The sequence below is a fragment of the Enterobacter cloacae complex sp. 2024EL-00214 genome (assembly GCF_043945575.1).
In the GTDB taxonomy this organism is placed as follows: Bacteria; Pseudomonadota; Gammaproteobacteria; order Enterobacterales; family Enterobacteriaceae; genus Enterobacter; species Enterobacter cloacae_P.
The window spans coordinates 200,436-215,852 of sequence record NZ_JBIMRC010000006.1; the positions used below are offsets into that span (position 1 = coordinate 200,436).

1 protein-coding gene is annotated in these 15,417 nt (G+C 58.8%); it reads left to right on the forward strand.

Annotated elements, in window-relative coordinates:
• The first annotated feature begins 7 nt into the window (after positions 1-7).
• Positions 8-15,415 carry a hemagglutinin repeat-containing protein gene (locus ACHHZ6_RS09495; protein WP_395122143.1) on the forward strand — a complete coding sequence of 5,136 codons (15,408 nt, stop codon included), beginning with the start codon at positions 8-10 and terminating at the stop codon, positions 15,413-15,415.
• Positions 15,416-15,417 lie beyond the last annotated feature (2 nt).

Genomic DNA, 15,417 nt, shown 5'->3' on the forward strand with positions numbered 1-15,417 from the left:
CTCTGCAATGGCTCAGCACCCTGAACACACGGTTCGTTTGTCCCAGCGACTGCTGAGTTATTGCCTGATCAGTTTCCTTATCCTCCAGCCGGTGGCCCCGGCGCTGGCGGCCGCCATTACGCCTGTCACACCGGGAACCCAGGTGGATCAGGCGGGTAATGGGGTACCGCTTATCAATATTGCCACGCCTAATGCGGCAGGCGTTTCACATAACCAGTATCAGGACTACAACGTCGGCAAAGAGGGGGTCATCCTCAATAACGCCACCGGGCAGTTAACGGCGACACAGCTAGGCGGGCTGGTTCAGAACAACCCCAACCTGAAGGCCGGGCAGGAAGCGAAAGCCATTATTAACGAAGTGACCGGCACCAGCCGTTCTCAGCTTCAGGGCTATACCGAAGTCGCCGGTAAAGCGGCCAGCGTGATGGTCGCCAACCCCTATGGGATAACCTGTAGCGGGTGTGGCTTTATTAATACCCCGGCGGTGACGCTGACGACCGGTAAACCGCAACTCGATGCGAACGGTAATTTGCAGTCGCTGAACGTGACGGGTGGCAGCATCACCATCGACGGTAACGGTCTGGATACCAGTAAGAGTGACAGCGTGTCGATTATCTCCCGTGCGGCAGAGATCAATGCGCAGCTGTATGCCAAAGACCTGAGTATCACCACCGGTGCTAACCGGGTGGACGCCAGTGGTCATGTCAGCGCCATCAGCGGGACTGGCCCGGTTCCGGTACTTGCTGTGGATACCGGTGCGCTCGGAGGGATGTATGCCGACCGTATACGGCTGGTTTCCGGTGAAAAAGGCGTTGGGGTTAACCTGGGTAACCTCAACGCCCGCCAGGGAGACATCCGGCTTGACGCCAGTGGTAAACTGACACTCAACAACACGCTCGCCAGCGGCACGCTTACGGCTTCCGCTCCGGAGATAACGCTGACCGGAAGCCATCAGACCGGCCAGACGATGACCCTGACAAGTCAGGGTGACACGACACTCAATAACGCCACACTTGCCAGCGGTGGTGACCTGACGCTGAACAGCGCCGGTCAGCTCTCTGCCAGCCACAGTACGCTGGCGGCAGGGGTGAATGCTCAGGGGAAAGTCAGCACAAATGCGGGCCTGTCCGTAACGGCGGCCCGTCAACAATGGACTGACGCCGATCTCAGCGCACAAGACGTGCAGCTCACTGCGCAGCAGAACCACACCCTTGATACCACCAGCCGGATCCGGGCAACACGCGATATCACGCTGAATGCAGGCAACCTGGCGCTGAACGGACAGCTCAATGCCGGGCGCGATACCACGCTGACGGCCACGACGCTGAATGCCGGGAGCAGCAGCCGTATCGATGCACAGCATAATGTCGCGCTGACTCTCGCCGACAACAGCAACTGGCAGGGGCAACTGGTTGCAGGTCAGGATCTCACCCTTAAGACAAACAACTTCAGCAGCAGTGGGCTTCTGTTAGCCAACGGTAATCTGTCTGCCGATATCGGGCAGTGGACCAACAGTGCCACGCTGCAAAGCCTCGGATCGCAGTGGCTGAATATGGGCAGCCTGAACAGCAGCGGACAGTTCCTCAGCGGTAATGATTTGACGCTGACGGGCCGCCAGGCCATCACGCTTGAAGGCCTGACAAGCGCGCGAAATAACCTCACCCTTACCACGCCTGGCGGGCTGAGTCTCGGGACGGGGGGGCAGTTACTGAGTGACGGTGGTCTGTGGCTGAACGGTGGCAATGTGCTTCTGGACGGGCAGGTCGCCGGTGGTAGCCAGGTGAATATTCACGGCACGGCACTGACCAGTGGCAACAGCAGTTCACTGAGCAGCAAAGGCAATCTGACACTGAGCAGCGGGGAGACGTCGCTTGGTGGGCAGCTCAGCGCACAGGGGGATGTCTCGCTGAACGCAGCCGGGCTGACCACGCGCGCAGGGTCGCAATTACAGGGCCATAACCTGACGCTGTCAATGCAGCAGGGTCAGCTTGCAGGCAACCAGGCCGCCAGCGGCGATCTGCAAGTGACTTCCGCGGGCAACCTGAGTCACAGCGGGACATTGAACGGTCAGACAGTCGGCGTAAGAGCGGATCAGCTGGACAACAGCGGCAGCTGGCAGACCGAACAGCTCATATTGCAACTTCGCGGTCTGACCCAACAGGGCAGTCTGCTGGCGCGTCAGGGAATGACGCTCAACGCCGATCGCCTGACTAACCGCGGCAGCATCGCTGCCACGGATCTGACGCTGATGCTGAACGGTGCCGCCGATAACCAAAACGGCGGGAAGATAGTTGCCCGGAACGGGCTGACCTTTAACAGCGCCAGCCTCAACAACAGCGGTACGCTGAGTGGCGACAACGTTAAACTCAACAGCGCTGTGCTGGACAACAACGGTTTGATCCAGGGTCAGCAGGCTTTAGATGTGCAGACCACAGGGCTGAATAATACCGGTAACGGTCAGTTGCTAAGCGCCGGGACGATGACGCTCAGCGGCAAGCAGGCGACCAACGGCGGGCTCTGGCAGGCACAAACTCTGAACCTCACAGCAGACAGCCTCGATAACCGGGGCGAGCTGAATGCCGGAATGCAGTTACTGCATCTTGCCAGCGCGCTCAATAACCAGACCGGGGGTCGGATTGTCGCTCAGCAAGGGCTGACGATAAGCGCCCCGACGCTGACTAACGACGGTACGCTGAGCGCCCCTGCCGTGAACCTGACGGCCGATACGTTGACTAACCGGGGTTTCCTGCAGGGTGATAACACGCTGACACTGGCGCTGCGACAGGTGGCAAACCTGAGCGCCGGGAAAGTCCTGACTGGCGGCAGCCTTGCGCTGGCCGTCCCTGTGCTGAAGAACAACGGGTTACTGCAGGTGGGTGGCGACCTGACGTTAACCGGTGACAGTCTGGACAACAGCGGGGACATTTCTGCCCGTACCCTGACGCTGCACCACAGCGGCGCACAAACCCATAACGCAGGCGCGAAATTACAGGCTCAGCTGGAAGCGGTGCTTTCGGCGGCAACGCTGACCAACAACGGCAGCGTGCTGGCGGATCGGCTGAGCCTGACGTCTGACACCCTGGTCAACGGTGGTCAGCTACAGGGAACAAAGCAGCTTGATATCACCACCACCACTGCCGGCAACAGCGGAAAACTGCTGACGGACGGCGCGCTGACGGTAAAGGCCAGCAGCTTAAACAATGGTGGCACGTTACAGGGTGAAGCAATCAACCTCACCGGGGACAGTGCAGATAACAGCGGTTCACTGACGGCCACCACGTTACTGCTGCACCTGGCACAGCAGTTCAGCAACCAGCCTACGGGCAGCCTTATTGCCCACCAGGGACTGACCCTTTCGGCCCCGCAACTGCGCAACAGCGGCACGCTCGCGGCGAAGGTGCTGAGCCTGACGGCCACCACGCTCGACAACAGTGGTCAACTGCAGGGCGACAATACGCTGTTGCTGGCTGCCACCTCACTGGCTAACCAGCGCGCCGGGCAGATTATCACCGACGGTAATCTGACACTGGCCCTTCCAACGCTGACGAATGCCGGTCTGGTGGATGTCGCGGGGGATTTCACGCTCGACGGTGAACAACTGGATAACCAGGGGAACATTGCTGCCCGCAACCTGACGCTGCGCCACAGCGGCACGGTCAGCAACCAGGCGGAGGGCACGCTGCTGGCAGATCAGACGCTGACGCTGTCTGCCGGAACCCTGAACAATGAGGGCCGGGTGGCGGCAGAGCGGCTGAATGTGACGGCAGCGCAGCTCAGTAACAGCCGGTTGTTACAGGGTGCTCAACAACTGGACATCACGGCGGCGAATGCCGCTAACCAGGGTCAGTGGCTGACGGCAGGAAACCTGAATGCCAGTATTCAGACGCTGAACAACAGCGGGCTGCTGCAGGGGCAAACGCTGATCCTGAAAGGTGACAGCGTCGATAACAGCGGGCAACTGCAGGCCACAACAGCCCTGTTCACGCTGGCAAAACAGTTTACCCTCCAGCGAACAGGGAAAATAACGGCGCAGCAGGGGTTAACGCTCAACACGCCATTGTTCACCAACCACGGGATCATGGCGGCATCCACGCTGACGTTGTCCGGCTCCCGCATTGACAACAGCGGTTTGTTGCAGGGCGACCACGGCCTGCAGCTTACTGCCACGCAGCTGGATAACCAGACGTCCGGAGAGATCCTCAGCGGAGACGGGTTAACCCTGACGGTGCCAACGCTGACCAACGCCGGGCTACTGAGTGCGGGGGGCGATTTGGCGCTCACGGGCCACCAGCTTGATAACAGCGGGGAAATCTCCGCACGTAACCTGATTGTGCAGACCGGGGATACCCTCACCAATCAGGGGGAAGGCGATCTGCTGGCGAAGCAGGCGCTGACGCTCACCAGCCATCAGGTGGTCAACGACGGCAATATCCAGGCTTCCCGGCTGACCCTGAACACTTCAGGGCTGAAAAATAAGGGGCTGTTGCAGGGGGCACAGCGGCTGGATATGACGGCGGATAACGCCAGTAACGAGGGACAGTGGCTGACGGCAGATGCCCTGAATGCCAGCATTGCCGATCTGAACAACGGCGGTCTGGTGCAGGCGGGGCAGATAACCCTGAAGGGAAACCGTCTCGACAACAGCGGGCAACTGAAGGCCACCAACGCCCTGATCGTTATGGCGGAACGCGCGACCAACCAGCAGCAGGGTAAGGTGCTCGCGCAGCATGAGATGGCGTTCAGCGCGCCGCTGCTCAGTAATCGCGGGATCCTTGCCGCCGACATGCTGAACCTGTCGGCAGGAACATCCCTTAACAACAGCGGACTCCTTCAGGGTGACAGCGGCCTCACGCTGACGACCGCGCTGCTGAACAACCTTACCGGGGGGCAAATTCTCACCACCGGCAACCTGCAGCTTGCACTGCCGACACTGGTTAACAGCGGGTTGTTGAGCACCAAAGGCGATCTCTCACTTAAGGGTAACCTACTGACCAACAGCGGGGAACTCTCCTCACGTAACCTGACGCTGGAACACGACGGCACCGTGACAAACCTGGCTGGCGGCGCATTGCTGGCGCAGCAGCAGCTAAACCTTGCAGCGGGCACGCTGACCAACAGCGGCAACGTGGCTGCCAGCCAGCTCAGCGTCACCGCCACCACGCTGAACAACAGCGGTCTGTTGCAGGGGGCGCAACAGCTGGATGTCGCGGCTGCCAGCGCCAGTAACCAGGGGCAGTGGCTGACGGCGGGAAACCTGAGCGCCACTGCCTCGACCCTTGCCAGCAGCGGTCTGTTGCAGGGTAAAACGGTGACACTCCGGGGGAACAGTTTTGATAACAGCGGCCAGTTGCTGAGCACCACTGCCCTGCTCTCCCTCGCTAAACAGTTTACTAACCGACAGAACGCGAAGATCCTGGCGCAACAGGGACTGACGCTCAGCGCGCCCTCCGTTGCTAACAGCGGTACGCTGGCGGCCACGGCATTGACGCTCTCCGGTACCGACATCGACAACAGTGGATTAATCCAGGGCGATAACGGTCTCACGCTGACCTCCACGGGCGCGCTGACCAACCAGGCATCCGGGATCCTGCTCAGCGACGGTACGATAACGCTCGATACGGCACAACTGACCAACGAGGGGCTGCAGCAGGCGAAGGTGCTGGGAGTGACTGCCGGGAAAGCGGACAATCACGGCAATCTTCTCGGGTCAGATGCTGTGACGCTGAAGGTTAACGATACCCTGACCAACAGTGGTCAGATGCTGAGCCAGCAGGCGCTGCAGCTCACGGCAAAAAATGTTACGAATGACGGACTTCTGGCCGCCAGCCAGCTGCAGCTTGATACCGGCACAACCCTGAACCAGGGGACGCTGCAGGGTAATCAGACATTGCTGCACAACGGTAACCTCACAAACCAGAGCCACGGGCAACTGCTGAGCGGCGGTACCCTGACGCTGAATGGCGCGGCGATCGATAACGCGGGACGTTTGCAGGGGCAGCAAATCGCGCTGAGTGGTACCAGCCTGACAAACAGTGGCAATGCGACTGGCAGCAATGGCGTGACAGCCACCCTGACCGGCAATCTGAGCAATACCGGGTTACTGCTCAGCCAGCAGGCAATGGACGTGCGCGCACAGGGGGTGACCAGCAGCGGTACGCTGGCGGCTGACCGTCTGAGCCTGAATGTCGACAGCCTCACCAACAGTGGCCTGTTACAGGGCAACAGCTCTCTCACGTTGCTGGCCCGGACGCTCAACAACCAGACGGCCGGACAAATGCTGACCGGTGGCCCGCTGAGCCTGACGCTCAGTACCTTAATCAATGCCGGGCTGTTGCAGGTGAAACAGGGGTTCACCCTCAAAGCCGACAGCCTGACTCACCAGGGGACACTGAAAGCCCGGAGCGTTGACCTGACGCTTGGCGATCTGACCACGACCACCGACAGCCATCTGCTGGCAGAGCAGAACCTGACCCTGAACACCGCCACCCTGACTAACGGCGGGGTGCTGGCAGCAGACACAGTCAGCCTGAACGGTGGCGATGTTACTAACAGCGGCCTGCTGCAGGGCAATCAGTGGCTGACGCTCAACAGCGGGACACTGAGCAACCAGCAGACCGGGCAGCTGCTCAGCGGCGGCGGACTGACGCTCTCCCCTACCCGCTGGCTGGATAATGCCGGGTTATTACAGGGGCAGACGCTGACCGTCAACAGCGGGAGCTGGAACAACCGGGGCAGTGCGTTGGGTAGCAACGGTGTGACATCGACCCTGAGCGGCGCTTACAACGGCAGCGGTCAACTCCTGAGCCAGGGCTCGCTGGCGCTTAGCAGCCAGACGTTTACCAACAGCGGTCAGCTTGCCGCCGACCGCCTGCAGCTTACCGGGCGCGATGGACTGACTAACAGCGGCCTGTTACAGGGCAATAGCCATCTCACCCTCACAGGCGCAGGCCTGAATAATCAGGCCGGTGGTCAGGTGCTTAGCACCGGCAACCTGCGGCTGGATGCGGCAGCGCAGACCAATGCCGGATTACTGCTGGCGGGCCAGACGCTGGATCTTATCGCCACCACCCTCAGCAACAGCGGGACGTTGCAGGCGGGCACCCTGCAACTGGCAACCAGCCAGCAGCTCACCAACCTTGCCAGCGGCACGTTACTGGCGCAAAACGGCGCAACACTGAGCGGTGCATTGCTGGATAACCGGGGACAGCTGGCAGCGAATAACCTGACGGTCAACAACGCCACCGTTACCAACAGCGGCCTGTTACAGGGAGCCAGTGCGCTCACGCTGACCAACACCACGCTGACCAACCTGGCCACCGGGCGTCTGCTCAGCGGCGGAGCCTTATCACTCGTCAATACCGGGTTTACCAACGAGGGTACCGTTCAGGGGCAGACCCTGACGCTCAACGCCGCCACCGCGACTAACCGTGGCAGCCTGCTGGGAACCGATGCGCTGACCGCCACCCTGACGGACGGCCTGCTGAACAGCGGTCAGTTACTCAGCCACGGTGCCATGCGTTTTAACAGCGGTTGGCTGACCAACGACGGGGCGTTGCTTGGTGAAGGGGATGTCACCCTGACCGGCAACCAGCTGACCAACCGGGGTAATATTCAGGGTAATACCCTGCTGCTGGGCAATGGTCAGGTGGATAACAGCGGTACCGTTATCGGCCTGCATTCCCTGACGTTACAGGCAACGGCTCCGCTGACTGGCCGTCTGCTGCGGGCCATCGCTCCCCAGAAGCTCACCAACAATGGTGGCGGGAAACTGCTGAGCCAGGGAACGCTGTCGGCGACCGGAGGTAGCGTCATCAACAACGGTAGCTGGCAGGGGCAGCGCATCCTGTTGAATGCGCAGCAACTCCAGAACAGCGGCAGCTTCCAGAGTGCCGATGCGCTGACCCTCGCCGTGACTGGCTCCCTGGATACCGCAACAGGCAGCAAACTTATCGCCAGCGGGCTGGCAAGCCTGCAGGCGGCCGCGTACAGCAACCAGGGACAATGGCTGGCGAAGAACCTGATTGTGCGCGGTGGTTCTCTGGACAACCGTGGTGATATCAGCGGCGTGGAAGGTCTGGATATCGCCCTGAGTGGCGGCATCACTGTGCAGCGCGGCACCACGCTGCTAACCGCAGGCAACCTTGCCCTGAGCGGTGTGTCAGTGACCAACCTTGGTCGGGTTCAGGGGGCGAACGTTACCCTGAACAGCGGCGCGCTGACCAACGACGGTACGATACAAGCCGATGGCGGCCTGGACGTGACGCTCAATGGCGACCTGTCGAACAGTGCCAGCGGCAACTTACTGAGCCAGAACACCCTTCGCATCAGCGGGAACAACCTCACCAGCCAGGGCGTGCTGCAAAGCGGTGGCGATATGTCGCTGACCGGCGCGCAATCCACCCGCAACGACGGGCAATTACTGAGCGGCGGTCTGCTAACGCTCATCACGCCGCAACTGACGAACAACAACTGGCTACAGGCCGGACGACTGACATTCGGCTCCGGAATGCTCGGTAATAATGGCTCGTTGCTTATCAGCCAACAGGGAATACTTGGCGGCAGCAGCCTGACCAACCAGGGCACGCTTCAGGGCGGCAACCTGACGCTGAATTATAACCGTCTTGATAACAACGGCACGCTGTACGGCGGGCAGTCACTGGCGGTGACCAGCACTCAGGTTAACAACGGAGCCGGGGCGAAACTGTACAGCGCAGGTGACCTGAGCCTGAACAGCAACGGTCTGAACTATCAGGGGCAGATAGCCGCGCTGGGTAACCTGACGCTGTCGCTCGGCTCCGATTTTACGCTCAACAGCCAGCTTGCCGCCGGACAGATGCTGTCGGTCAGCACCGCCGGCAACCTGGTTAACAACGGGACAATGCAGGGCCAGGGTTTACGCCTGAGTGCAGATGGTGCGCTCACCAATAACAGTAAGTTGACTGCAGGTTATCTCACCAGCCAGCTCAGCGGTGGACGCATTGATATGAATGCCGCAGGCAGCCTGCAGGCGGGTGGCAATGTCACGTTGCTCAGCCGTAGCGACATCAATAACAACGGTTTTACCGGCACTGCCGGTGACCTGACGCTGAACGCGCCGGGAGCCATTAACAATAACAGCGCCCTTCTTTACGCCGGGAATAACCTGCAACTGCTGGCCAATCTGATTCATAACCAGCGTGGCGATATTCTCGCCGGTAACAGCCTGTGGATGCAGCGCGATGCGGCGGGCAATGCCAACAGCGAAGTGATCAATACTTCCGGGACTATCGAGACGCAGAATGGTGATATTACGATCAAGACGGCGTATCTGCGCAATGAAGCAGAGGGGCTGGTCGTTAATCAGCGTGAGCAGCAATACCCGGATGCCATTCCGAAGCAGTCACCTTATTTACATGGTCCATATTACAGTAAGAAGAAACCCGATATTGAAATCAGTCTGGAAGAGTGGAAGCACAATGGCACTAACGTAGTGTCTGCTGAATATGAAGAGTGTCGGGCAGGAGGGGGCAATAGCAGTGGACAGTGTACCCGTGGGATTATATATCGTCTTCTCGGTGAAGATATCAGACAGTTTATCCTTAGCGAGTCAGTCGTAGAGGCTTCAGCTACAGGTGGCGCAGCTCGTATTGCAGCCGGACGTGATATCACTGTTAATGCCGGAACCCTGGATAACCGTGCGAGTAATATTCTGGCGGGGCGTAATATCTCCCTTTCTGGAGGGTCATTAAACAATTTCTCGGCCGAAGCTGGTCGACGTATTACCTATGTGCAGGCAGAGTATCATTGCGAGTGGTTTTACTCAGATTGTGCTGACCCTAAATGGACGCCGTTGATGTCATACGGTGAGGGTAAATGGTACTGGTGGGACGATGACCAGCGAAAATATCGTAGCTGGGTACCCTATAAACTTGGTGCACAAAAAACGGAATATACTGGTGACAGTAGCACTTACCGCGCCGTCATCCAGGCGGGCGGCACAGTTAACGCCAGTTTCAGCGGTGATATCAGTAATACCTCAACCACTGCCCATGTTGCAGGCTACAGCCGTACGCTGGCTACACCAGGCCTGAATACCCTCAGCACCTCGCCAGGTACAGTCGACGCAGTACAGACCCGTGGCCTTATCAACAGCAATAAAGTCGCCATCGGCTCGCCACAGTGGCAGAACCAGATCCTCGATGCCCTGCTACAGGTTAACGGCGGCACCGCGCTGGATAATACCCATGCGGCCAGCGGCAGTATGATCGCCCTCAACGGCAAACAGACTGGATTAAACAACTATTCCGCAGGTGGTGGACTGGCAAATGTCAGCGGACAGATGGTGGCGCTCAACGGGTATGGTACCTCAGGGAGCAGTAAGACCAGTCTCAACGGGCAGTCGGTGGAACTGGGTGGTTACACCGCCAGCACGGGGAACAAAACCAGCCTCAATGGGCCGGAGGTAGCACTTAACGGTGCTACGGCGCATGGGGGGCTGGCAAATGTCACATCCCAGACGGTGGCCCTCAACAATGCCAGCGTCAGCGGCGGTAATAAAACCAGCCTCAATGGGCAGACTGTGGCTCTCAGCAGTGCTGCCGCACCGGGCAGCATGACGCCGACAACCGTCCGTCCGGTAAGTCTCAGCTATTATCCACTCCCGACCAGTGATAACGGTTATTTTGTGGCAGACCCGGACCCAAAAAGTCCGTACCTCATCACCACTAACCCGAAACTGAACAACCTCGGTCAGCTCGACAACAGCCTGCTCAGCGATCTGGTGGCGATGGCTGGCAAACAACCTGCCCCGATGCCACAGGAAACGCGGGCACAGTATACCGTTGAAAAACAGTATCTGGGCTCCTCATACTTCCTGGATCGCCTGAACCTGCATCCGGATTACGACTATCGCTTCCTGGGCGATGCCGCATTTGATACCCGTTATGTCAGCAATGCCCTGCTCAATGAGACCGGTAACCGCTATCTGAATGGCTTCGGTTCCGACCTCAAACAGATGCAGTACCTGATGGACCATGCGGCGCAGGCGCAACAGTCATTAGGGCTACAGTTCGGCGTCTCCCTGACGGCGGAACAGATAGCGGGGCTGAACAGCAGTATTCTGTGGTGGGAAGCGACCACCATCAACGGCCAGACGGTGATGGTACCGAAGCTGTATCTGTCACCGAATGACGTGACGGTGAATAACGGCAGTGTGATTGCCGGTAATCAGGTGAATATTCGTGGTGGTAATGTCGCCAACAACGGCAGCACACTGATGGCGAAAAACGGTCTTTCCGTTACCAGTGAAGGGGAAATCAGCAACCTCAACGGCGGGCTTATCAGCGCCGGTAGTGCGATGCAGCTCAGTGCGCTGGGCGACATTAACAACATCGGTTCGACCATCAGCGGTAAGCAGGTGGCGCTGGAGAGCATCAACGGCAGTATCAACAACATTACGCTGGTCAATGACTGGAAGCTGCCTGCACTCAATGGCAGAAGCCGTGAGCCGTTCAGCATGACCACCGCCACAGCCGGCCCGATGGCCTCTATTACCGCGCTGGACACGCTGAGCCTGACGGCGGGTCAGAATATCAATGTCACCGGGGCAAACCTCAGTGCTGGCGGTGACCTGTTGATGAAGGCGTGGGGGGACATTGCCGTCAGCGCGAACCAGCTGACCAATGGTGAGCAGCGTAACGGTACGCACTGGCAGGACATCAGCTGGCAAGGCAGTGCCATCAGCAGCGGCGGCAACCTTGTGGCACAGGCGGGTCATGACCTGACCCTGAGCGCCAGCCAGATGATGTCCGAAGGCAGCGCCCTGCTCCGGGCGGGTAACGACCTCAGCCTGAACAGCGCTGAAACCCGTAAAGAGAGCGGGAAAAAACGCAGTGAGAGCTTCACTACCGGGCTGGCACGCAGCGACATCACCAGCGGTGGCGGTCTGACGCTGCTTGCCGGGCGCGATATCACCAGCCAGGCGGCAGAGCTGGCGGCGAAGGAGGATGTTGGCATACAGGCGGGGCGTGACGTGAACCTCGCTGCAGAAGCCACCACTCAGGGCGACAGCTATAAATCTGGCCGTAAGAAAGTAATTAACGAGTCGGTGCGTCAGCAGGGAACCGACATTGCCAGTGGCGGTGATACTAAAATTATCGCCGGACGCGATGTGACCACCGAAGCCGCGCAGGTGACGGCGAAGGGCGATATCGGCGTGGCGGCAGGCCGCGACGTCAGTCTCAATACCGCAACCGAAAGCGATTATCACTACAAAGAGCAGACCAAAACCAAAAGTGGTTTCCTGAGCAAGAAAACCACCCACACCATCGAAGAGAACAGCGCGACGCGTGAAGCCGGCTCATTACTGAGCGGCGATAACGTGCAGGTGGCAGCGGGCAATAACCTGCGGGTGTTAGGTTCCGCCGTGGCAGGCGATGGCGACGTGAAGCTTAGCGCGGGCAACAACGTCGATATCGTGGCGGCCACGAACAGCGATACCTCCTGGCGCTTTAAGGAAGAGAAAAAATCCGGCCTGATGGGTACGGGCGGGATTGGGTTCACCATCGGCAGCAGCAAAAGCACGCACGATCTCCGTGAAAAAGGCACCACCCAGAGCCAGAGCGTCAGTACGGTGGGTTCGACGGGCGGTAGCGTGGCGATTTCTGCCGGAAGCCAGGCCCACATCGGCGGTGCAGACCTTATTGCCGGGAAGGATTTAAGCCTCAGCGGCGACAGCGTCATCATCGAGCCGGGGCACGACAAGCGCACCCGCGATGAAACCTTTGAGCAGAAGAAAAGCGGGCTGACCGTAGCGCTCTCCGGTACCGTCGGCAGCGCTATTAACAATGCCGTGAGCGCAGCGCAGGAGACCAAAGAGCAAAGTGATGGACGTCTGAAAGCCCTTCAGGCCACCAAAACGGTGCTGTCCGGCGTGCAGGCCGGGCAGGCTGTGGATATGGCGGCCACCACCGGCGACCCGAACGCAATGGGTGTGAGCCTCTCCCTGACTACCCAAAAGTCGAAATCACAGCAGCATGCTGAAAGTGATGCGGTGGCAGGCAGCACACTGAACGCCGGCAACAATCTGTCCATCACCGCGAACGGCAAAAACAAAGGTGCGAACAGCGGCGACATCGTGATTGCGGGCAGCCAGTTGAAAGCCGGGGGTGACACCACGCTGGATGCACAGAACGACATTCTGCTGTCCGGCGCGGTGAATACCCAAAAAACCAGCGGCAATAACAGCAGCAGTGGTGGCGGTATAGGCGTGAGCATTGGTGCCGGTGGCAACGGCGCGGGTATCAGCGTGTTTGCCAACGTCAACGCCGCACACGGCAAGGACAAAGGCAACGGTACCGACTGGACCGAAACCACAATCGACAGCGGCAAAAACGTCACCCTTAAAAGCGGGCACGACACCGTGCTCGAGGGTGCCCAGGTTAACGGCAATAAAATCGTGGCAGATGTCGGTCACGATCTGCTGATGCGCAGTCAGCAGAACAACAATGACTATGACAGCAAGCAGACCAGCGTTGCTGCGGGTGGCAGCTTCACCTTCGGCACCATGTCCGGTTCAGGCTATATCAACGCCAGCCAGGACAAGATGAAGAGCCGCTTTGATTCCGTTGCCGAACAAACCGGGCTGTATGCCGGGGACGGCGGCTTCGATATCACCGTGGGTCATCACACCCAGCTTGACGGTGCGGTTATCGCCTCCACCGCCACACCGGACAAAAACAGCCTCGATACCGGGACGCTGGGCTTCAGCGACATCCACAACGAAGCGGACTTTAAAACCTCGCACTCCGGTATCAGCCTGAGCGGCGGCGGTAGCTTCGGGGATAAATTCAAGGGCAACCTGCCGGGCGGCATGATCTCCGCAGCTGGCAACAGCGGACATGCCGAAGGTACGACTCAGGCGGCTGTCGCGAACGGCACCCTCACCCTCCGCGACAAGGTAAATCAGAAGCAGGACGTGGCCGATTTGAGCCGCGACACCGAACATGCCAACGACAGCATCAGCCCGATCTTCGACAAGGAGAAAGAGCAGAACCGCCTGAAAGCAGTCGGGATGATCAGCGATATTGGCAGCCAGGTGGCAGATATTGCCAGGACTCAGGGTGACCTGAACGGGCTGAAAGCAGCCCAGAAAGCATCCGGTAAGACACCTCCGGCAAATGCGACAGAGAAAGAACGCCAGAACTATCTTGCGGAATTGCGTGACACGCAGGCATACAAAGAGGTGATGGTGACGTACGGAACCGGCAGCAACATGCAGCGTGGTATCCAGGCGGCCACGGCAGCGCTACAGGGACTGGCGGGCGGCAATATCGGGGGCGCGCTGGCGGGCGCTTCAGCACCGGAGCTGGCGAACATCATCGGCCACCATGCAGGCATTGATGACAACACGGCAGCAAAAGCGATTGCCCATGCCATCCTCGGTGGCGTAACCGCAGCCCTTCAGGGCAACAGTGCCGCAGCGGGCGCAGTGGGGGCGGCATCCGGCGAACTGGTAGCAACAGCGATTGCCAGACAACTCTATCCGGACACAGACCCGTCGAAGCTGACGGAAGACCAGAAGCAAACCGTGAGTACGCTGGCGACTGTTTCAGCGGGCATGGCTGGCGGGATTGCCGGGGGAAATACGGCGGGAGCTGCGGCTGGTGCCAGTGCCGGGAAGAATGCGGTTGAGAATAACTTCCTCAGCGTGACTCAGCTTGATAACTTCGCGCAGAAAGCCAGGACGTGTGAGGGTGCAGCCTGTCAGCAAGTGATTCAGGACATGGTAGATACCAACCTGAAACAGCAGAAGGAAATGCTGGAGTTCTGTAGCAGTCAACCTGATCAATGTGGGAATAAGTATGGTTATCTGGTTGATCAATGGGATGTGTTCGATAAAGCCATCAAGCAGTTGGACGCTGACGGTAAGTTACCTAACGAGTTCAAGAACTACCTTTCCGCAGTATACAGTTCCAGTATGGAAGCCGAAGGGACCGTTGCCAATTTAGGGTGGCAACAGAAGTTCGAGGCGCTTGGACTGGACAAGGATACAGCAGCAGCGATGGCGGCTACTGTGCCTGCAATGATTGCAGCCAAAGGGCCGAAAGGCAGTTCATTACCTACGCCGAATTCAACTCCTGCAGCTAATGGACTGAATTATCAGTCCAACCCTAAACATACTCCGGGACAACCAGGCTATAGTTTTAAAGCTGGAACAGAACCTAAAAACTCGATGGATCTATTTGGATCAGCAGTTGTTAGTGGGAAAAAAATGTACGCGAAAGATGCAGAAGGTAATGTTCATCAATTTACAAATACAAATGATGGAACTTGGCATTGGTCAGGTAGTACAGGGGACAAGTCTGCACCGTTAAATAAGAACACAATCCCATCGGATGTTAAAAAACAGTTAGACCTACCTAAGAAGGGGTGGTGATT

Bases quoted from the DNA above. Each gene is read 5' to 3' on its own strand.
- ACHHZ6_RS09495 (WP_395122143.1), top strand. From the start codon at position 8: ATGGCTCAGCACCCTGAACACACGGTTCGTTTGTCCCAGCGACTGCTG.